We start from the raw sequence: 20,579 nt of genomic DNA, 5'->3' as shown, positions 1-20,579 counted from the left end.
CTGCCGGCGCGGCGAGATTGAGGCCCGGTGCGGAGGCGACAAGCCTCCGCACCGGGCGTTCGTCGCCGGCGACCGAGAACCTTATGAGAACAGGTGAAGCTCCGGGGCGAGCGCAAGCTCGATGATCTGGTCGGTGGTGAGCACCGGAACCGGACGCGTCGCCACCGGCTCGGGGCCTCGGCGATCGTCGTTCGAGACGCCGACGGTGACGATCGTCTGTCCCCGGTAGACCCGTGCGGTGTAGGACCGGGGATGATCGGCTGGCAGGGGTTCCAGTCCGCTACTCACCGTCACGGTCGTCCCCGCCGGTCCCGGGTGGAGGGTGCAGGCGAAATGCGTGACGGCCTCGCACCGGGCGGCGGCCATGGCCTCCGCCTCCGGCCTGGCCATCTCGACCATCACAGAGAAGTCGCTGGTGCCCTGGGCATCCTGGATCACGGCCCGCGCGTCCACCCGGTCGCTCCCGATCAGCAGCTTCCCTCGGACCGGACGGCCCGACGCCGGGTGCGGCATGCTGAAACCGATCAGCGGGCCGGCCAGCGCGTCCGGTGCCTTGAGATACTCCGCGCCGGGCAGCATTCGCGGCATCGCGTAGGAGAGATAACAGGTCAGACTCGCGCTGGCCCAGTCCGCGAGTTCGTCCGACATCGGCTGGTCGGCCGCGATCACGCCCGGCGGACGGGAGCCGGGCGGCGCCGCGCACGGGGGAGCGGCGGCGACCGTGGTGGACGGGCCGACCAACTGTGGCGCCACCATGGCGCCGGCACCGACCAGCACCGCGGTCAGTGCGGCCCCGCCCACTCCGGCCAACCGTCGGTTGCGCCGCGAGCGCCGTCCGGCCGCGAGCACCGCGCCGGAGGTCAGCCGCATCGGAGGTTCCGCATCGGTCGTGTACGCCCGCAGCAGGTCGGGTACCTCGGTTTCCTGCATCTGCTACTCCCTGGTCAACACGGGGTCGCCGAGCGTCCCGCGCATGGATTGGATACCCCGGGCCGTCTGGCTCTTCACCGTGCCCTCGGTTATCCCGAGGAGGGCTGCCACTTCCGCGACCGGCAGGTCCTCCAGATAGCGGAGCACCACGGCGGCCCGTTGCCGAGGAGAGAGCTGGGCGAGAGCCCGGCGGACCGCCAGCCGTCCGGCGACGTCCACCCCGTTTGTCGCCAGCTCCGGTGGATCCGGTGTGACCGACTCACGTCGGCGGCTCCGCCGGTCCGACAGGAACACGTTGACCAGGATCCGCCGGGAGTACGCGTCGACCGACCCGGTGCGGACCCGGGGCCAGTTCCGGTACAGCCGGACGAAGGTGGCCTGCACCAGATCCTCGGCCGTGTGCCAGTCACCGCACAGGGAGTAGGCGAGCCGGCGAAGGGGCTCGGCCCGGACACTGAAGTATTCGACGAACTGTTGTTCCCAATCGCGGGCCACCTCGGCACCTCTCTCTTCGACACCCCGTCTACTCCCCGGGGCGCCGGGAGGTTGCCTGTGCCGGTCTCAGACCGAGGTGAGCGCGGCGGGATCAGCGGCGGCCAGCACCGGGTAGACACCGGCCCGGGACGCCGAGCGGGCCTGGTCAAGCCAGCTTTGCAGGACGCCGTCGGAGGTCAGCTGCTCGAAGCGGAACTTTCCATCCTCGGACTCGATCAGTCCGATCGCGCCGCCGGCGACCCGATCCTCGCGCAGCCGGCGCGCCTCGTCGGCGAGACGCCCGAGGACCGCCTCGTCGGGTACGAGCGGCGGCTGGCCGTACACGGTGATGCCGGACCACGGCGAGAGGCGGGTCCGGGTGGCGGCGACGCCGGGCTCGCCGTCGATCAGGTGCCAGCGCCGGGCGCTCGGTGCGGCGGCCCAGGCCTCGAGCAGGGGGAGTGGACCGGAGGAACGCGCGACCACCTGGGCGACCTCGTGCCAGAACGCGTCCTTGCCGGCTCCCTCCTGGACCGCCGTCCGGGGCAGCGTGATCGGGCCCGCCGGCTGCGTCAGGTACTGGGCGGTTGCGGGTGGAGGCGGCGAACTCGCGGCCAGTTGGTACATCCGCCAGATCACGACGCAGACGCCCGCGACGAGCAGGCCGACGATGGGCAGGCGCAGCGCGGCGACGAAGATCGTGAGGCGCTCGAACTCCATGGCATCGCTGATCGCCCGCTCCGCGTCGGACCGATCGGTGCCCCCGCCGGGGCTCATGATGATGGCGAGTACGAAGATCCCGACGACCGAGATCCGCCAGGCGGCGAACGTCCAGTGCGCGAGCGTCGGCTTGGGGTCGCCGCCGTGGCGCTCCACCGTCTTCTGGCTGACCACGAACCAGGCCAGGTACGTACCGATGTGGGCGAGGAGTACGAACCAGACGAGGTCGTTGACCTGCTCCAGACGCTCCAGCCGGGCGAGGATCTCGAAGATGTCCACCGCGCGACGACCAACCTGGTAGTCCCTGACGAGCCAGTAGTCCTGCACCATCACGACGATGCTGACGATGGTGGTGCCGAGGTGCACGGCGGCGACGCCGAGGACTCCCAGGGTCAGCGCGCGCCAACCCCAGTACGGCCGGTTCGGTCGACGGGACGCCGCCGGTCGGGCGTCGGCGTCGCAGCGGTGTTCCCCGGGGGTCGGAGCTTGTTCCACGCCGCACGTCGTACAGGTCATGATGTCCTCGAACCCCCGCTCGCGGCGATCCCATGATCGCGCCCGCAAGAGCATGGCCGATCCGCAGGTCCGGGGAAAGCCGTTATGTGGACGGAGTCGTCGTGACCGGCTGCGGTCGGCGGCCGTAGACCAGCCGACGTAGCAGTGCCTCGGCCGGCCCGGTACGCCCCCGCCGCTCCATCGCGTACGCCGCGACGACGGTGATCAGCCAGACGCCGACCGCGAAGGCGGCCATCGTCGCGCTGCCGAGCTTCGCGCCGAGGCCGAAACCCCATGCGGACAGGACGGGCGCGAACATGATCGAGTGGGCCAGATAGCAGGAGAGCGACCGTTTGCCGACGGCACCGACCGCCACCACCACCGGACGGCCGTGGCCACCCGTTCGTAGGCGGTGCGCCATCAGCCCGAACAGCGCGACGTAGCCGAGCCCGCCCGGCAGGCCGGTCAGCCAGGCCAGGGTGCTGATCGCACCGCCCTCCCCGATCGCCGCCGCCGGTACGTCCCACCACCCCACGTGGGCCAACGCCAGCGGCAGGCCACCGAGCAGGCCGACGGGCACGCCCAGCGCCGCTGTCCAGCGCAGCAGCCGGAGATGCCGTACCGGATCTTCGAGCACCCGGTGGCGCGCGGCCCAGAACCCGAAGAGGAACTCCGCCGCGGTCAGCCAGGCGAAACCGCCGAAGGCGGTGATGATCGCCCAGGTGGTGAGCCGGGTCTGGGCCGCGGCCAGCGGATTCTCCTCGCCCGCGGCGTAGGCGAGGGTGCTCGGCTCGGTGCTGGAGTTACCGACGGCGCCCAGGTCACCACCGAGGAGCGCCCCCAACGCGTCGGTCTCGAACCACACCTTCAACAGCACCGCGATCGTGGCGGCCACCAGCAGGGTCCGGCCGCTTCGGCGCAGGAACAGCCAGCCGAGGACCAGACTGACGACGCCGTAGAAGCCGATGATGTCGCCGGCCAGCAACAGCGTGGCGTGCACGGACCCGAAGACGACCAGCCACAGGCTGCGCCGTCGGAGCAGTGAGGACGCCGCCCGGTCCGTGGCACCGGCTGCGGTCTGCCGCAGAAAGAGCTGCATCATCCCGTAGCCGAGCAGGAACGCGAACAACGGGTACACCCGCCCGTCCAGCGCCACGATCATCGCGAACTGGACCACGGTGTCGACCGTCGACCCGTCCACCGGATGCCAGCCGGTGGCGCCGTGCCGCGCCGCCCACAGGTGGAAACCGGTGTTCGACATGACGATCAGCAGGAGCATGACGCCACGGGCCAGGTCCGGGGCGAGTGCGCGCTCGGACGCCCGCGCGGCGCCACGGGCCGCTCGTCGCATCGCCGTGCCGGTCGGGGAAGTGGTCACGGTTCGAGGCTAGGGGCGGCGTCCGGCCCGTCACATTCGTCTATGGTCCACCGCTGGGGCTACCAAAGTAGCTGCCACGACGACCTGGGTAGCTGCCGGACGACGGGACGGGGGTGTCGGTCCGGCGCGGTGAACCGGGGCAGCTCAGTCCGGGTCGCTGGCCAGGTCCACGATCCGGAGTACGACGGGCAGCGCGCCGGAGCGCAACTGGCTCGCCAGCGCCCTCGCCCCGGCCTGGGTGAAACCCCCGCTGATCTGGGTGTCGCCGGTCAGCACGTCCTGCACGGTCGGCGCGGAGACCACCACGCCGTCCACGACGATGGCCAACTGGTTGGTCCCGCCCGTGCCGGTCGACACCGTCCGGGTCAGCTCGGTCCACCGTTGCTGGCCCGCCGGGAGGAAACTGAGCCGGATCACCCAGTCCCCATAGGACTCCAAGCTCGCCGTCGCCTCCTTGATGTCCTCTCCCGACAGGCTGGCGGGAGCGAGCAGGTACTTGTTCGACGGGCTGGACCGGTCGCAGGCGGCCGATCGCTGGTCGGCGGCATCGGCCGCTTCAGCCGGACGGGCCAGCAACTGCGTACACGTCACCGTCGGCACCGCGTACCGCACCTCGGCCGGCAACACCGCGACCTCGGCAGGGGACAGGACCGCGAACGGTGCGAGCACATGCGTCGTCAGGGCGCCGGCCTGCTCGGGTGGCGACAGGCTCCGGGCGAACGACTGGGCGACCTCGTACGCCGGGCCGAGCTTGGCGATCACCTGCTCGAGGGTGGGCGGCGGCCCCGTTTCCGGAGGCGGAGACGATGGTGTGCCGGTCGCCCCGGTGGCGGGCGGTGTGGCGATGGTGGCGATCACCTGACGGAATCTCAGCTCGCCGACGGCCACCAGTGCGCGCAGTGACTCGTCCTGGTTCGCCGCGGAGACGCGTACGACGATTCTTCGGTCACCCGACCGGGTCACCGACGGATCATCCAGGCCGGCGGCTTCGGCCCGGTCCGCGAGCATCCGCCTGGTGCGTTCGAGCGCCGCCGCATCGGGCACCGTACCGCCCCGCCCGACCGCCTCCACCGTGATCGTGGTGCTGCCCCGTGGATCGCCGAAGATCCGCTCGCGGCCGACGAAGGCCACCACCGCCGTTCCCCCACAGCAGAGGAGTAGCGCCAGGCCGCCCGCGATCGCGGCCAGCACGACCGGCCGGCGGACACCACGGGCCGAGCCGGTCTGCGGTGCCGGCGGCGGTCCGGCAAACGGCGGTACGGGAACAGCCTGCGGTGCGGCGGGCACGGTGGGCGGCTGGTGCGGCTCCATGCGACGAGCCTAGAAGCGCCCCGCCATCGTCGGAAGTCCGTCGCCCGGGCGCCCCCGCGCGGTCGCAGCATCCCGATGTCGACCGCCCCTGCTCAGGCCCGGGGCCGGAGCAGGGTGAGCCGTTGGCCGCCGTACTCGGAGACGTAGAGGTTGCCGGTGCCGGGCTGCTCGGTCAGGTCGAGCGGGTCGGCGAACCCGGTCAGCCCGGTCAGTCCGGTCTGGGCGCCGACGATGTCCTGCTGGGCGCCGCCGGGTTCGAGGACGACGATGTCGTCGCCGCCGCTGTAGCGGACCACGAGGAGCCGGCCGCGCAGGGCGCCACCGAACGCGCCGCCCCGGTACTCGATGACGCCGTTGGGCGACCGGTTCAGCCCGAAGTCGTACGCCGCGCCGCGCCAGTTGCGGTCCGGTCCGGTGCCCACCGGATACTGGCCCACCTCGGCCGGGTCGGCTCCGGCCGTCGGATTGCCGCCGTTGAGCACCCACTCGCAGCGCGCCGGATTGGGGTGGCCGTAGTAGCCGCCGCGCTCCACCCGGAACAGATAGTCGTGCTGGGTGGTGGAAACGTTTGCCAGGCCCGGCACCGCCGGACCGGTGTACGGGCCGTTGCCGCCGGCATCGAGCCGCCGGGTGCACTGGGCGGGCAGCGGGTTCGGCGTCGCCGGGGTGCCGCCGCCGGCCGCCGAGCCGTTCGTCGGGACGTACAGCCGGCCGTTGCTGTGCCAGAGCAGGTCCCAGGCGTTGCGTACGCCACTGCCGTACACCGTGACCGGCGCCCCGGCGGCGAACGGGTCGTACCCGCCGCCCTCGGCGGTCTGCACGTTCAGCGTGGTCGCACCGATCGCCGCGACGTCGACCCGGAGTACGGCGCCGGACAGTGCCCGTTCCGGACGCTGTCCCCAGGCGTTGTCCGGGGCGCCCATCGCGGTGTTGGAGCCCTGGTTGACGTAGAGGGCGCCGTCGGGGCCGAACGCGAGCCCGTTGGTCAGATGGTCCCGGGTGCTGCGGGGCAGCCCGACCACCCGGTCGGCGACGGTGCCGAGCGCGGGACCGCTGAGCCGGCTGATCCGGCCCGTCCAGTCCGGCATGCCGCCGTAGCCGTACGCCGTGTGGGTCACCCAGAGCACGAGGTTCCCGGCCGTGGCGGCGGGGTCGAAGGCCAGCCCCATCAGCATCCGGTCACCGCCGCCGGCGGTGCGCAGCGAGTCGATGACCTCGCCGGTGCCGAGCGTGCCGTCGGCGTTCACCGGATAGCGGAGGATCTGCCCGGTGGCCACCCCGGCGTAGAGCCGGCCGTCCGGGCCGAACGTCACGCTGGTGAAGACCCGTCCGGCGGTGCCCGGCAGGGCGACCTTGTCGAAGGCGACCGGCCCGCCACCGCCACCGGTCGGCAGCGCCCCGGTGGTGAAGGTGGCCGCGTACGGCAGGAAGGCCGCGCCGGAGGTGTCCCGTACCCCGGACGTGATCTCGAAGCGGTACGCGGTGTCGGCGGCGAGCAGCCCGGTCGGCTGGAGCACGACGACGTCCCCGCCACCACTGGTGTTGCGGTTGGCCGGCACCGCGACCCCGTCGGCGATCCGGATCAGCCGGACCGTCTCCGGGGTGAGGGTGCCGGCGTCCACTCCGGCGCCGACGGTCGGCAGGTTGACGGTGGCGGCCACGGCGGTGTCCCGGAGTACCCCGGTCGAGCCGGTCGCCGGGGTCACCCCGGTGAACGCGGGCCGGATCGCCGCCTCCGGCGCCGGCACCACCTCGACATGGGTGATCTTGGTGTTCCGTCCGCCGGCCGCGTCTACGGTCAACCGTCCGTCCAGCACCCGGACCAGCGTCGTCGCCTGCCGGTACTCCGCGCCCGGTGCCGGGTTGAACGGGCCGACCACCGCCGAACCCTCCACATTGAGCTGATGGAGACTGTCCACCGACGGGCCGTCCCCGGCGCCGACCGTCACCGCATAGGTGCCGTTCGGTCGGGCCAGTTCCCAGGCGCCGGGGAGCCGGACGTTGCCGAAGTTCGGCACGTCGCCGCCCTGCATGTGCAGGATCGTGTCCAGCCGCTGGTCGATTCCGCTCCGGTTCCGGTCCCGGCCGTTGCCGACCAGGTCACGCGGGGTCGCGGTGCCGGGGGCCACCCACCCGTACGTCAGACCGCTGCCCTGCCCGGTACCGGTCCGTGCCGCGTACGCCTGGCCGAAGTCCCGCAGGTAGCCGGCGGGAACCGGTGCGGTCTCGCTCTGGAAGTTGACCCGGACCGCCCGCGCGACGGAGAACCGGGCCGCGAGGACCTCGGTCCCGCCACCGGTCAGGTCGATGGCAGCGGTGATGGTGTGCGCCCCCTCGGCCAGCCCGGCCGTCGACCACGGTTGCGCCGTACCGTCGGCGGCGGTGCCCGCGAAGTCGTACGGCGCCGCGCCCTCGGTCTGCCGGGGCGGTCCCGCCATCGTCGGGTCGTCCAGGAAGAACCGGACCCGGACGATCTCCGACTCCGGCCGGACGAAGACGTACCCGGTCTCGCCGAGGGTCGCCTCCGGCAGCGGTACCGCCGCGGACCGGTTCGGAGCCGCGCTGACCGCCAGCTCGTGCACCGGCGCTCCGGCGGCCGGCCCGGCGCCGGGCACCAGGAACAGCGGCACACCGAGCAGTACGGCCAGCAGCGGGCGGAGGGGACGGAACGGGAACAGGCGCATCGACGACTCCCTCGGCGACGATCGGGATCACATCGGGCGTCCGCGACGCTACGGAGCGCGATGCGATGTCCGTAGTGGACTGTCGGGCAGCTGACCGAATCTGCGCGGAGGAGTCGGACGCGGCGGGGCGGGACGGGCCGAGCCGGTGATGTCGTATCCGTCGGGACACGTCCGGGTGTCGACCCCCCCGCCGTACCGGAACTTCCGACCGGGACGACGGGCACCACCGGACGGCGCCGCTATTACCTGGTCGTGACAGTTCGCGCACCGCCTCCGGACATGCCGGTGGCACCTTCGCTCGGGTGAGTTCCCCGCCGTTCCTGCCCGCCGCGCCGGGCGGCGTCCCCCCGACGCCGTCGCCCCGGGCCCGCTGGGCCGACGTCGCCAAGGGTGCCTGCATCGTCCTCGTGGTGCTCTGGCACGTCATCGTGAAGCACTACCTGCGGATCGAGTGGCATCTCGGCGTACCACTGCCGGGAGTGTGGGGAGCGCTGGGCGAGCAGTTGCTGCCGCTGCGCATGCCGCTGTTCTTCGCCATCTCCGGGCTGTTCGCCGCGAACGCCGTCGACCGGCCGTGGCGGTCGGTCGTCCGGTCCCGGATCGCCCGGTTCCTCTACCTGTACGCCGGCTGGCTGCTGATCCACACCGTGCTGCTCGCCGCCGCGCCCGGCTTCCCGACCGACCGGGCCACCTCGGCGCCCGGCCTGCTGGCCGAACTCACGGTCACCCCGTCCAACCTCTGGTACCTCTACGCCCTCGCGCTCTACTTCGCGGTCGCCAAGGCGGCCCGCCGGATCCCCCGACCGATGCTGCTCGCCGCCGCGGCCATCCTCTCCGCCGCCGCCGCGGCCGGTCTGCTCGCCATCCCGGGCAACCGGGGCGGGGTCTACCAGAACCTGGTGTTCTTTCTCGGCGGCCTGTACCTGCGGCCGTACCTGCTGCGGTGGGTGGAGACCGCGACCCGGCGCCGCCTGCTGCTTACCGCCCTGGGGTACGCGGCGGCGCTGGTCGGGATGGCCGGGGCCGGCGCGCAGGGCTGGCCCGGGGTGTGGTTGCTGGTCTCGGTCGCGGCGGTGGCGTTCGGCCTGACCGCCGCTGCCCGGGTGGCGCGGTGCCGCCGGACCGGCGATGCGCTGGCCGCCCTCGGCCGGCGGACCCTCCCGGTGTACGTCCTGCACCTACCGCTGCTGGCGCTGGCCGACCGGATGCTGCTGGGCCCGCTCTCCGGTCTGGGACGGGCCGGTCAGCTCGGGTTGACCCTGGGCTATCCGGTCCTGCTCACGGCTGCCCTGCTGGGCCTGTCCCTGGCGCTGCACCAGGGACTGCTGGCCCTGCGGGCTGGCTGGCTGTTCGAGTTGCCGGCGCCGGGCCGGGTCGGCCGGCGCCGACGGCCCGGACGCTGGCGGCGGGTTCCGGCGGCCGTACCGCAGGGCTGGCGCGGGTGAGCGCAGGCCGAGGCCGCCCGGCCGGCCGTCGCGGCCACTTGACTACGGTCGGCGGGGCCAGTGTGGCTACGGTCGGCGCGGCCGCCGCGAAGGGTCAGCCCCCGCTTCCAGTGGTGGTCCGGGGCGAGGCGTGCTCGGTGTTCTGCGCCGGACACCAGGGCTGGCCGAAGCGGTCCCCGTCCGAACCGTCGGTCGGGACCGGGCACTCCGGAAGCGAGCAGGTCAGTGGCTCCCGGCTCCCGTCCGGCCCGGCGAGGGTCACCCTGGCCGGCCCGCCCGTCGGCATGGCGTCCCGCACGGTGCAGACGATCTGGTCCACCGCCGTCGGCGACAGCGCCAGCACGTCGCCGGAGAGCTTCACCGTCGTACCGGACGGGTCGGAGGTGGTGGTCGTGGGCCGGCCGGCGTCCGCCGGGATCTCGGTGCCGTAGCCCAACTCCCGCTCCGTCGGGTCCGGGCCGGCCAGCAGCAACGCGAGCACATCGTCGACCGAGTCCACCGGCGTCGTCGGGCGCAGTACCAGCGCGAGGTGCTGGTCCGCCACGAAGAAGAGCGGAACTCCCCGGGCCGGTCCCACCGGGGCGGCGCCGCCGGTGATGACGCCGGTGGGCCGTACGCCACATCCGGCGACAAGGGCCATCAGCAGCGCGACGACGACGAACCACCCGCGCCGCCGGATGCCGTTCACGGACGTCCCCCGGCAGCCGGCGGCCGGGGGCCGATGGGCGGCGACGGATCCGTGCAGCGGCGCGGCAGGCGGAGCGTGAACAGCGCGCCACCGGCCGGGTCGTTGCCCGCCACCAGGCTGCCCCGGTTCGCGCCGCTGCCGTGCAGCCGGGCGTTCTCCCAGGCGATGGCGAGGCCGAGTCCACTGCCCTCGGACCGGCTCCGGGCGCTGTCCGCCTTGTAGAAGCGGTCGAAGACGTACGGCAGTACCCGTGGGTCCAGGCCCGGACCGTGGTCGCCGACCGACAGGACGATCCAGTCCGGCTCGGCGCGCAGCCGTACCGACACCGGCCGGGCGCCGTGCCGCAGCGCATTGCCGACCAGGTTGGCCAGGATCACGTCCAACCGGCGGGGGTCGAGCCGGGCCAGTGTGCCCGGCGGCAGGTCGGTCACCACCTGGTCGGTCCAGCCGCGGGCGTGCAGGGTCGCCCGTACCGCCTCGGCCACGTCGATGTCGTCGAGGTTGAGTGCCGCCGCGCCGGAGTCGAACCGGCTCACCTCGATGAGGTCGGTCACGAGCCGGGTCAGGTTCTGCGTCTCCTGGCTGACCAGCCGCGCGGCCCGTCCGGCGTCCCCGGGCAGCCGGGGCGCCTCCTCGTCCAGTACGTCGGTCACCGCGGTCATCGCGGCCAGCGGCGTACGCAGCTCGTGCGAGACGTCGGCCACGAAGCGCCGGGCGTCCGACTCCATCCGGCGCAGCTCGCCGACCTGCCGTTCCAGCCGTTCGGCGGTGTAGTTGAAGGTTCGGGCCACGCCGGCGAGTTCGTCGGAGCCGTGTACCGTCAGTCGGGTGGTCAGGTCCCCGTCGCCGAGCCGGCGGGCCGCCTCGCCCAGTTCCCGGACCGGCCGCAGTACGCCCCGGGCGGCGAGCAGTGCGAGCAGTACGGCGAAGGCCAGCGACAGCCCACCGGTCAGCCATGCCAGCGTGGCGAGCCGGTCGATGCTGTGCTGCTCGGCCACCAGGGCGTGCAGGCGGTACACCTCCAGACCGGACGGTCGCGACGCGCCCTCCGGTCCGGCGAGCATCAGTTGGGTCCCGATCACCAGGTACGGGTGGCCCTGCTCGGACTGCCGCTGCCAGACGACCCGGCCACCGCTCACCTCTGCCCGCAACTCCGGCGGAAGTACCTCCGAGATCCGGTCGTACGACGAACTCCGGCCCTGGTAGACGGCGATCGCGCTGTCGTCGCGGTCGGACAGGTCCGCGGCGATGGCGTCGAGGTCGGCCTGGCTCGGTGGCAGGCTCCGGACCGGGGTGAGCTGAGCGATCTGCTCCGTCAGCGTGACGACGGCCGCGTCCTGGGCCTGTTGCAGGATGACGTCGCGAGCCTGGACGTAGCTGGCACCGGCGACCACCGCCGTGGTGGTCAGACCGAGCGACGCGAAGGCGAGCAGGAGCCGTACCCGCAGGCCAGGCGGCCACCACAGTCGGTTCACCCGCGCTCCCGTCCACGCCACCGGGCCCGGTCGCACCGGGATCGGCGAAGCTGTCGCAGGGTCCGGCCACGCCACCGGTCACGGTTCACAGCGGACCGAACCGGTAGCCGAAGCCGCGGACGGTCTGCACGTAGACCGGCGCCGCCGTGTCGGTCTCGATCTTCGCCCGCAGCCGCTGCACGCAGGCGTCGACCAGCCGCGAGTCGCCGAGGTAGCCGTGTTCCCAGACCGCCTCCAGCAGTTGCTGACGGCTCAGCACCCGGCCCGGGGTACCGGAGAGTTCGAGCAGCAGGCGCAGTTCGGTCGGGGCGAGGCTGATCGGCGTCCCGGACCTGCTGACCACCAGCGCCGCTCGGTCGATGGTCAGGTCGCCGTGCCGTTCCACCGCCGGATCCGTACCGGACGGCCGGGGCTCGCCGCCGGTCCGCCGCAGTACCGCGCGGATCCGCGCCTCCAGCACCCGGGCCTGGACCGGCTTGACCACGTAGTCGTCGGCACCGGCCTCCAGGCCGGCCACCACGTCTATGTCGTCGCTGCGGGCGGTGAGCATGATGATCGGCAGGTCGCCGGCGGTCCGGATCCGGCGGCACACCTCGAACCCGTCCATTCCCGGCAGCATGAGATCGAGGACGACGACGTCGGCGGTGTCCCCGCTCAGCCGCGCCAGCCCCTGCTCGCCGGTTGCCACGGCCTGCACGGTGTGACCCTGGCGGGTCAGCGCCAACTGGAGGCCGTCGCGCACCGTCTGGTGGTCCTCGATCAGCAGCACTCGTGACATGCCACCAACTATCGCATTCCATCCGAAGTTGCCCAGTGGATCATCTCCTGGGGTCTCGATCGGCCATCCGCCGCACCGCCGTCCGGTTTCGGCGCCCGGCCGGCGCCCGGAACCGGGTCGACGGGGTCCACCCGGCGGCCCGGGACCGGGCCGACGAAGTCCGTCGAACGCACCAGAACCAGGATGGTGACGACGACCAGGACGACGAGCCCACTTCCGGCCCCGATCGCGACGAACAGCCCGCCGGTGCCGGCCGACGCCGTGTCCGGGCCGGCGAGTGGCAACCCGAGCAGCGACCCGCCGCCCAACTGCCCGAGCAGCGACCCGGCGCCGAACTGCCCGAGCAGCGATCCGGCGGCCAGCAGGCCGAGCAGCGATCCGGCGGCCAGCAGGCAGACGGGTCCGACCGGAACGCCGGCCCGGTCGGTACCGCTGCTGCGGCGGCGCCGGGCCAGCGGGGCGGCAGCCAGGCAGAACAGCACCGCCGCCAGCAGCAGCCCGCCGCAGACGTCGCTGAACCGGTGCCAACCGGCGATCATCGTGGCCGCGGCGACGACCGAGACCCCCAGCGCGCCCGGGACGGCGAACCACCACCGGGCCGGCGCCGGGAGCACGAGCAGGACCGCGAGCAGCAGCGCCATCGCCACCGCGACATGGCCGCTGGGGAAGCTGTTGTGCGTCGTCGAGGTGGCCACCGCGAGATCCGGCCGGAGGATCACCAGCTTGGCGACGCCCGCGCCGACCGCCGCCGCGACGACCAGGGCGACGCCGGCCACCCCTGCCCACGGCCGGCGGAGAAGTACGCCCGACAGCAGCACCGCGAGGAGCAGCAGTCCCAGTACGGGCCGGGTCACCGAACCAGGCCAGCACGGTCTTCGCCGGCTCGACCAGGGGAGTCGGTTGCTCGTACCCACCGCCGCGTTCGGCCCGGGGCAGCAGGGCGCCGTCGAGGCGCTGCCCCGCCGTGGTCCAGACGAACGCCGCGACGGTCAGCGTGAAAGTGAGCAGGTAGCCGAGCGCGGCGCGGAGCAGTCGGCCGCCCGGTGCCGCACGGGCGTACCGGCCCGATGGGCGGAGCGCCGTCGCGGGCGGGTACGGGGATATCGGAGGCACCAGGCAAGGATGGGCCGCCCGGATGCGGAACCCGTTCGTGTCATGTCATGGTTCTGTCACAACCGCCCATGACCCGTACGCCTCGGTGCCGGATCCCAGGTCACCGGGCCGGGGTGGAAGGCCCGTCGGCCGGGCTCGTCAGCGGGCGTACCCCGTCTTCGGGCATCCTTTAGAGTCGCTTGCCATGACCGCCCTGGAAGCCTCCCCGACCGCGTCGGCGCCCACCGCTGCCGAGGAGGTGGCCGCCCCGCTACGGGTCACCACGCCGCGCCCACTGGGTCTCGCGGGCTGGCCGCGTGTGGTGCGTACGCTGATGATGCTGGCGGGCGCGGCGGTGGCGCTCTGGGTGGCCTTCACCAACCCGGACCGTCACCTGCCGCAGTTCCACGGGAAATGGATACTGTGGGCGGCCGTCGCCGGGGTGCTCGGCGCGCTGAGCGGATCGACGATCGGCTCCGGTGTGGCCCGCTGGCATGACCTGCAACAGATCCAGCGGGTGCCGGTACGACGGATCCTCCCGTCGGTGGTGGCCTTCCTGGCGTTGGTGGTCGGCGCGGTCGTCACCGCGCACGCCATCCTCGGCAGTGGACTCACCTGGCGGTCCCTGGCGTTCGTGTCGATCGTCGTGCTCGGCGCGTTGCCGGCCGGGGCGACCCTCGCGGGCCTGCGGGTGGTCGCGATGCGCGGGCTGACCGGCACTCCCGGCGAGCAGCTGGCCTCGTTGATGCGGCTGCGCCGGATACTGGCCCGGGTGTTGCAGATGATGGGTTCGTTGCTGCTGATGATGGTGCTGGTCGGCGCCGCCGCCGTCGGCTGGGGCAGCTCGGAGAAGATTCCACAGTCGACGGCGTTCGTCATCGGCGCGGCCGGGTCGATCCTGATCGCGCTGATGCACATACCCGCGGCCACCCTGCTGCGCCGTCGGTGCCAGGTGTACGTGGACGAGTTCTCGGACATCGCCGACGTGGCCAAGGCGGATCTGATCGCCGCCGCCGAGGATCGGATCAAGATGGAGGAGATCCTCGGCGTCAACCGCACCTCGCTCAGCGAACTGCAGTCCGGCCTGGTGATCATCGGTCCGTTCCTCGCCACCGCCATCGCCGCGATCATCCCCAAGCTCTGAGCGGCCACCCGGCTGCCGCTGCGGACAACTGGCGGAGCGCGGGCCGGACGGCCCTGCCCGCCGCGATCCGCGACGCCGTCCGGGATCCCAGCGGACTCGAGCGCCGCGCTCGCGGCGTCAGCGTCGGCGCAGGGTGAGCACGGCGATGTCGTCGTCGATCTTCGCCGGGGCGAGTTCGGCCAGCAGCCGACCGCAGTACCGGTCGATGTCGTCGTCGACCGTCGCCGCGCTGGCGGCAAGGGCGTCCATCCGCCGGTCGATGTCGACATCGCGGCGTTCGATGAGGCCGTCCGTGTACAGCACCAGCGTCGCGCCGGGGGGAAGGACGAAATGGTGGTCGGCCGGGCGGGTGGCGTGGACCCCGAGCAGCGGTGCGTGGTGCTCGACGAACGCGGTCGAGCCGTCGGTGACGAGCAGCGCCGGGAGGTGGCCGGCGCTGGCCAGTCGGACCCGCCCGGTGGCCGGTTCGAGGGTCAGCAGGCAGACCGTGGCGAACTCGCCGGGCAGCAGCGTACGAAGGAGCTTGTCGACCCGTTCGAGGATGGCTCCCGGTGGATGCCCCTCGACGGCGTACGCCCGAATCGCGTGCCGGAGCTCGGCCATCACCGTCGCGGCGTGGAGTGAGTGGCCGGCGACGTCGCCGATCGCGGCGAGGAGCCTGCCGTCGATCATGGCGAGTTCGTAGAAGTCGCCACCGACCTCGGTCTGCCTGCTCGCCGGTTCGTAGCGGACGGCCAGGTCGAGGCCGGCGATCCGGGGCAGGCGGCGGGGGAGGAGGCTGCGCTGCAACGTCACCGCGATCCGGTGTTCGTCGTCGAAGGAGCGCCTCGCCTCGACCGCGGCCGCCACCGCCTGGACGAGTTGGTTGAACACGACGGACTCCGCCGCCAGCGTCGCGGAGGGTACCGCGAGGTGGATCGCGGGACGGTCGGCGCGGAGCCGGGCGCTGGCGACGGTGACCTGCTCTTCCGCGAGGATGCCCAGGGGCCATCCGGCGGGTGGCTCGGTGTGCACGACGATGCCGACCGGGACGGCGAGCGCGTCGGCGGGCCACCGACGGACCGTCACCGGTACGCCGGGTGCCTCGACCGTGGCCTGCCACCGCTCGCCGTCGGCGTCCTGGGCGACGACGACCGCCCCGCTGTCGAAGATCTGCACCGCCCCGGTCACCGCGGCGGTGATCAGCTCGACCAGCGTGGCGGCGGAGTTGACCGCGCGGGTGGTGTCGGCGAGCCCGGCGAGGCGCCTGGCGAGTAGTTCCGCGCGGCGCCGGGCGTCGTAGTACCGCAGCGCGGCACGGGTGGTGGCGATCAGTTCGTCCGGTTCGATGGGCTCGACGAGGTAGGCGTCGGCGCCCCGGAGAAGACCCTGGATCCGTTCGGCGACGTCGACGGCGTGCGCCGAGACGTGGATGACCGGGCAGGAGGCGTGCCGCGGATCCGACTTGATCCGCTCGCTGACTTCGAAGCCGCTCATGTCGCCGAGGCGTACGTCGAGCACGATCAGGTCGACGTCCTCGTGTTCCATCAGTTCGAGTGCCGCCGTGCCGCTGTCGGCCTGGATCACGGTGAAACCGGCCCGGCTCAGCCAGCTGACCAGCAGGTACCGCTTGGCGGCGCTGTCGTCGACCACGAGGATCGTGGCCGCCGACACTGCCCGGTCGGCGCCGGTCATGTCTCGGATCGCACGGGCAGTTGGACGACGAAGGCGCTCCCCTCGCCGAAACGGCTCTCGACGTGCAGGGTGCCGCCGAGGATGGTGACGAGCCGGCGGGCGTAGGGCAACCCGAGGCCGGTGCCGCCCGAGGACTTCCCCGGTACCTGGTAGAACTCCTCGAAGATCCGTTCCTGGAGTTCGGTGGGGATGCCGATGCCGGTGTCGCTGACCCGCAGCGTCCAGGTGCTGCCGTCGCTTTCGGCGGTCATCCGGACCTGGCCCTGCGAGGTGAACTTGAGCCCGTTGTGCAGCAGGTTGCGCAGGATCTGGGTCAGCAGAATCTCGTCGGAGCGGATGACCGCCGGTGGCTCGGGGTCGTCGACGACGAGTTCCACCTCGGGGCGGGTGGCCAGCGGAGCCACGGTGGCCCGCAGCTGACCGAAGACGACCCGTAGCTCGATGTCCGACCAGGCCGGCTCGATGGTGCCGGACTCGGCCTTGGCGAGGTCGAGGAGGTCGTTGACCAGTGCGAGCAGGTCCCGGGCGGAACCACGGATCAGCTCCAGCTGTTGTCGCTGCTCGTCGGTGAGCGGATCGGAGGACGGGTCGACCAGCAGCCGCGCCAGCCCGATTATCGCGGTCACCGGCGCCCGTAGTTCGTGGCTGGCGTTGGCGAGGAACCGGGTCTTCGCCTCGCTCACCGCCCACAGCTGCACGGACCGGTCGTCCAGCTCGGCGTGGAGTGCGACGACGCCCCGGTTGGTCTCGTCGAGTTCCTCGGAGAGCTGCGTGTAGAGCGCCAGTACCCCGCGGTTCGTCTCGCCGAGTTCGTCGTTGAGCCGGGCGAGTTCGTCGCGCTGGGCCCGGGCCTGCTCCAGGGCCGCGAGCAGCTGCTCGTTCTGCTCCGCCATCTCCTCCAGCGGAGTACGGGCGACCGAGCTGCCCAGCTTGCCGCGTACGACCTCGAGCTGGGCCGGGGTGAGCGGTCCGGCCGCCGGAGGAATGCGGCGGGTCAGCCGGATCACCGTCGCCGGATCCCTCCGCTCGACGTCGAAGGTGTCGACGAGGCGGCCGACCGCGAGCACCTCGGACAGCTGCCGCTCCTGTCGACCGCTCAGGTCGGTGGTGACCTCGACCGCCAGGACCGCCCTGGCGGCGTCCACCGAGAACAGCACCTCGCTGCGGGCCGGAGTCGGTACGACGCCGAGGAGGTACCGGCCGATCTCGCTGAGCGCGGTGGCCAGCCGTACCTGGTCCTGATGCTCGAGCCCGACCGCCGCGGCGACCTCCCGGCCACGTTGCCGCATCAGGAACACGTCCGGTTCGGTACGCAGCGCCATCCGGAGCAGCGGTGTGACGACGCCGAACTGGTCGCTCACCGGCCGGCCCTGGCGACGAGGACGCAGGCGTCGTCGCGACGCGTCCCGGCATCGCGCAACAGCGTCGCGGCGACGACCTGCGGGGACCGCCGTTGCAGGCCGGGATAGTCGGTCAGCCGCCACCGGTCGGTCACCCCGTCGCTGTGCATCACCAGGGCGGCGTCGCCGGGGAACGGGTACTCGAACTCTCGTACCGTCCGGCGCTGGTGACCGACGATGCCCGGCAGCGACACCAGTCCCCGCCGCTCGTCGCCGTCGACGATGAACCCGGCGATGTTCCCCAGTCCGGCGTAACGGAGCAGGTCGGCGTCCGGGGCCAGTTCGGCGATCGCGGCGGCGACACCCCGGGTGTGGGAGATCGACCGGTGCAGGTGTTCCAGGACGACCGCCGGCGGTGCGGCCGGGCCGGAGTGGAACGCCTGGATGGCGGCGGCTGCCGCGGCGGCCGCCAGCGGGCCATGTCCGAGTCCGTCACAGACCAGTACCTGTCGGCGGCCGTCAACGATCCGGGTCGTGAAGCCGTCGCCGCAGGACTGTTCACCGGCTATCGGACGGCTGACCCCGGAACTCCAGGTCGGCTCGGGTTGTCCGGCCGGCCAGACCTGCGCGACGGTCACCGTGCCCCGCTCCGGCAGCGAGAACACGTCGGACCAGCTCGACTGCCGGCTGATCGAGCCCAGCCCGATTCCCAGCGAGCCGGCCGTCGAATGCCCATCCCGCGATGATGACACCACGTCGTACATGCCGGGGCCGGAATCGACGGCGAGCAGCTCGACACCGGCGATGTTCCCGGCCCGTACCGGACGGATCAGGAGCATTCCGTTGTCGGCGTGCTTGACGAGATTGGTGGCCATCTCCGTGACGACGATCGCGAGCACGTCCACCCGGTGGCTCTCCAGGCCCATCCGGCCGGCGAGCAGCTCGGCGGCCCGCCGGGCGGCACCGACCCGTCCCGCCTCTTCGAGCCGGAACCATGCCCCGCCGTCGGACAGCAGGTCGTCGCCCGTCACCCGGACCGGGCCCACTTTGTGATCACTACCCGGGTGCCCCGGCCCGCGCCACTGTCCACTTCGAACTCGTCGACCAGTCGCCGGGCGCCGCCGAGGCCCAGCCCGAGCCCGCCGCCGGAGGTGTAGCCGTCGGTCAACGCCAGGTCGAGGTCGGCGATGCCGGGGCCCTGGTCGGCGAAGACGATCCGGATCCCCTTGCGGCGACCGCCGTCGAGGATGGCGACCTCGGCGTTCCCGCCGCCGCCATAGACCAGGGTGTTACGGGCGAGTTCGCTGGCGGCGGTGACGAGTTTCGTCTGGTCGACCAGGGACAGCGCGATCGTGACGGCGGTGCTGCGGACGAGTTGGCGGACCCGGACCACGTCCGCGTCCGAGGAGATCGTCACCACCTGAGGCGTACCCAGGTCGGGGCCGGGGGTCACGGCCCGGTCGAGATCGGGTGGTCGCGGTCGGTCCCGTCCGGGAGCGCCCACACCTCGGGCGGGTACGGGTCGGCGGCGTACGCCACCTCGTCCGCCCGGGCACGGGCCAGCAGCTCCATCCCCAGTTCCACGTTCAGCGCGGTCTGGATGCCGTCGAGGGACAGCCCGAGCTCGACCAGGGTGATCGCGACCGCGGGGCGCATGCCGACCACGACGGTGTCCGCGTCGAGCACCCGGGCGATCCCCGCGATCGAGGAGAGCATCCTTCCGACGAACGAGTCGACGATGTCCATCGCGGTGATGTCGATGATCACCCCGTGGCAGCCCGTCGCCACGATCCGATCGGCGAGGTCCTCCTGGAGCGCCAGGGCGGTCTGGTCCTCCATGTCGACCTGGATCGACACCAGCAGCAGGTCACCGATCTTGAGGACCGGCACCCGGATCATCAGACCCCCCGACGGGAGGCGGTCGCCGCCGCCGCACCGCCGCTGGCCCGCCGCGCCTGGTCGATCATCCGCAGGGCGTGGCGCAACGCGTCGGCGAGTGTCGACTTGGTGGCGATATCGCCGAACTCGATGCCGAGCGCGACGATCGTCTGAGCGATCTGTGGGCGGATGCCGGAAATGATGCATTCGGCGCCCATCAGCCGGGCGGCGACCACGGTCTTGAGGATGTGCTGGGCGACCTGGGTGTCGACCGCCGGCACGCCGGTGATGTCGATGATCGCGTACGGCGACCCGGTGTCGACCAGCGTCTGCAGCAGCCGCTCCATCACGACCTGCGCGCGCGCCGAGTCCAGCGTGCCGACGAGCGGAATGGCGACCACGCCGTCCCAGAGCTTCACCACCGGAGTGGACAACTCCAGCAACTGCTCCGCCTGGTCGGCGATCAACTCCTCGCGCGACTTCGTGTACTGCTCGAAGGTGTAGAGGCCGACTTGATCGACAACCGTCGAGGCGGCCACGTAGTCCGCGAGCGCGTCCCGGTCACTGTCGCGTACGTTCAGCACGTCGACCAACGCGTCCTTCAGGGCGAACACGCTGACTGCGGTCTCGGTGGCGGTGAAGCCCTGCCGGGCCCGGGTACGGGACAGGTCGGTCAACGCGCCGCGCAGTGTGGCGGAACTCTCCGCGGTCAGGTCGAACGGACCGTGGCCGAAGGCGGTGACCAGGGCCTGATGCAGGTCCTGCACCTCACGGCGGAGCTCCGCCTCCGTCAGCCGCCCGCGCAGTGATGTCGCGGCGGCGCTCGCCCACCGCCCGACCAACTCCTCGGCGTTACTTTCCAGTAACGTAGCGACACGGCTGCTCTCTCTCGCCGTGATGCCCATAGTCCCCCCGATCGCCCTCGTCGTCAGCCTCTGGCCACCCCCGGGCCGGGGTGGACTGTATCACCGGCGGCACCCCGTCACGCAGATCGACAACAGCCGGTGGCCTGCCGATGTTGGCCGGGCCGGGCGCGTTTCCGGCGAGCGTCGGGACGAGGAGGTCACGGTGTC

General features: G+C 72.4%; 18 protein-coding genes. 2 read left to right on the top strand and 16 right to left on the bottom strand.

Annotated features, from left to right (window positions below):
• Positions 1-81 precede the first annotated feature (81 nt).
• The 6 genes from H4W31_RS34995 to H4W31_RS34970 all read right to left on the bottom strand — a co-directional run bounded on the left by H4W31_RS34995 (position 82) and on the right by H4W31_RS34970 (position 7,992).
• Positions 82-930 (bottom strand): hypothetical protein, encoded by an 849-nt coding sequence (locus H4W31_RS34995; protein ID WP_192770515.1) that lies wholly within the window; start codon positions 928-930, stop codon positions 82-84.
• Between the two features lie 3 nt (positions 931-933).
• Positions 934-1,425, bottom strand: a complete 492-nt coding sequence (locus tag H4W31_RS34990) for a SigE family RNA polymerase sigma factor (RefSeq protein ID WP_192770514.1) — start codon at positions 1,423-1,425, stop codon at positions 934-936.
• A gap of 66 nt (positions 1,426-1,491) precedes the next feature.
• On the bottom strand, positions 1,492-2,619 hold the full coding sequence (locus H4W31_RS34985; protein ID WP_192770513.1) for a hypothetical protein: 1,128 nt from the start codon (positions 2,617-2,619) through the stop codon (positions 1,492-1,494).
• 103 nt (positions 2,620-2,722) lie between these two features.
• Positions 2,723-3,997, bottom strand: a complete 1,275-nt coding sequence (locus H4W31_RS34980) for a DUF418 domain-containing protein (RefSeq protein ID WP_318783581.1) — start codon at positions 3,995-3,997, stop codon at positions 2,723-2,725.
• 144 nt (positions 3,998-4,141) lie between these two features.
• Entirely contained in the window at positions 4,142-5,308 is a 1,167-nt protein-coding gene (locus tag H4W31_RS34975) for a SecDF P1 head subdomain-containing protein (RefSeq protein WP_192770512.1), read from the bottom strand.
• 92 nt (positions 5,309-5,400) lie between these two features.
• Entirely contained in the window at positions 5,401-7,992 is a 2,592-nt protein-coding gene (locus H4W31_RS34970; protein WP_225945840.1) for an Ig-like domain-containing protein, read from the bottom strand.
• 302 nt (positions 7,993-8,294) lie between these two features.
• Here H4W31_RS34970 and H4W31_RS34965 point away from each other — a divergent pair, with 302 nt between their 5' ends.
• Entirely contained in the window at positions 8,295-9,437 is a 1,143-nt protein-coding gene (locus H4W31_RS34965; protein WP_318783580.1) for an acyltransferase family protein, read from the top strand.
• Between the two features lie 94 nt (positions 9,438-9,531).
• Here the strand turns inward: H4W31_RS34965 and H4W31_RS34960 are convergent, their stop codons facing one another.
• The 4 genes from H4W31_RS34960 to H4W31_RS34945 form a co-directional block, all read right to left on the bottom strand.
• Positions 9,532-10,125, bottom strand: a complete 594-nt coding sequence (locus H4W31_RS34960) for a GerMN domain-containing protein (protein ID WP_192770511.1) — start codon at positions 10,123-10,125, stop codon at positions 9,532-9,534.
• Positions 10,122-11,600: a HAMP domain-containing sensor histidine kinase gene (locus tag H4W31_RS34955; protein WP_318783579.1), complete on the bottom strand. Its 1,479-nt coding sequence runs from the start codon at positions 11,598-11,600 to the stop codon at positions 10,122-10,124. Before H4W31_RS34955 ends, H4W31_RS34960 begins: the two co-directional genes overlap by 4 nt.
• A gap of 85 nt (positions 11,601-11,685) precedes the next feature.
• Positions 11,686-12,378 (bottom strand): response regulator transcription factor, encoded by a 693-nt coding sequence (locus H4W31_RS34950; RefSeq protein WP_192770510.1) that lies wholly within the window; start codon positions 12,376-12,378, stop codon positions 11,686-11,688.
• Between the two features lie 8 nt (positions 12,379-12,386).
• Positions 12,387-13,232: a phosphatase PAP2 family protein gene (locus tag H4W31_RS34945; protein ID WP_192770509.1), complete on the bottom strand. Its 846-nt coding sequence runs from the start codon at positions 13,230-13,232 to the stop codon at positions 12,387-12,389.
• A 443-nt stretch (positions 13,233-13,675) separates the two neighbouring features.
• On the opposite strand from H4W31_RS34945, the gene H4W31_RS34940 reads away from it, so the two are divergent.
• The gene (locus tag H4W31_RS34940) at positions 13,676-14,614 is read left to right on the top strand and encodes a hypothetical protein (protein WP_192770508.1); all 939 of its coding nucleotides are present in this window, start codon (positions 13,676-13,678) and stop codon (positions 14,612-14,614) included.
• Positions 14,615-14,731: 117 nt separating this feature from the next.
• Here the strand turns inward: H4W31_RS34940 and H4W31_RS34935 are convergent, their stop codons facing one another.
• The 6 genes from H4W31_RS34935 to H4W31_RS34910 are packed head-to-tail and all read right to left on the bottom strand — an operon-like array spanning position 14,732 to position 20,411.
• Positions 14,732-16,288, bottom strand: a complete 1,557-nt coding sequence (locus H4W31_RS34935; RefSeq protein ID WP_192770507.1) for a fused response regulator/phosphatase — start codon at positions 16,286-16,288, stop codon at positions 14,732-14,734.
• The gene (locus tag H4W31_RS34930) at positions 16,285-17,610 is read right to left on the bottom strand and encodes a sensor histidine kinase (RefSeq protein ID WP_192772633.1); all 1,326 of its coding nucleotides are present in this window, start codon (positions 17,608-17,610) and stop codon (positions 16,285-16,287) included. The genes H4W31_RS34935 and H4W31_RS34930 overlap by 4 nt, the downstream gene beginning before the upstream one ends.
• A 35-nt stretch (positions 17,611-17,645) precedes the next feature.
• Positions 17,646-18,659, bottom strand: a complete 1,014-nt coding sequence (locus H4W31_RS34925; RefSeq protein ID WP_318783578.1) for a SpoIIE family protein phosphatase — start codon at positions 18,657-18,659, stop codon at positions 17,646-17,648.
• Positions 18,656-19,081 (bottom strand): anti-sigma regulatory factor, encoded by a 426-nt coding sequence (locus H4W31_RS34920; RefSeq protein WP_192770505.1) that lies wholly within the window; start codon positions 19,079-19,081, stop codon positions 18,656-18,658. Before H4W31_RS34920 ends, H4W31_RS34925 begins: the two co-directional genes overlap by 4 nt.
• On the bottom strand, positions 19,078-19,527 hold the full coding sequence (locus tag H4W31_RS34915; RefSeq protein WP_225945839.1) for an STAS domain-containing protein: 450 nt from the start codon (positions 19,525-19,527) through the stop codon (positions 19,078-19,080). Before H4W31_RS34915 ends, H4W31_RS34920 begins: the two co-directional genes overlap by 4 nt.
• The gene (locus tag H4W31_RS34910; RefSeq protein WP_192770504.1) at positions 19,527-20,411 is read right to left on the bottom strand and encodes an STAS domain-containing protein; all 885 of its coding nucleotides are present in this window, start codon (positions 20,409-20,411) and stop codon (positions 19,527-19,529) included. The genes H4W31_RS34915 and H4W31_RS34910 overlap by 1 nt, the downstream gene beginning before the upstream one ends.
• Positions 20,412-20,579: the final 168 nt, after the last annotated feature.

This window comes from Plantactinospora soyae, from assembly GCF_014874095.1.
GTDB lineage: Bacteria > Actinomycetota > Actinomycetes > Mycobacteriales > Micromonosporaceae > Plantactinospora > Plantactinospora soyae.
This window is presented reverse-complemented; position numbering and strand designations above follow the sequence as displayed.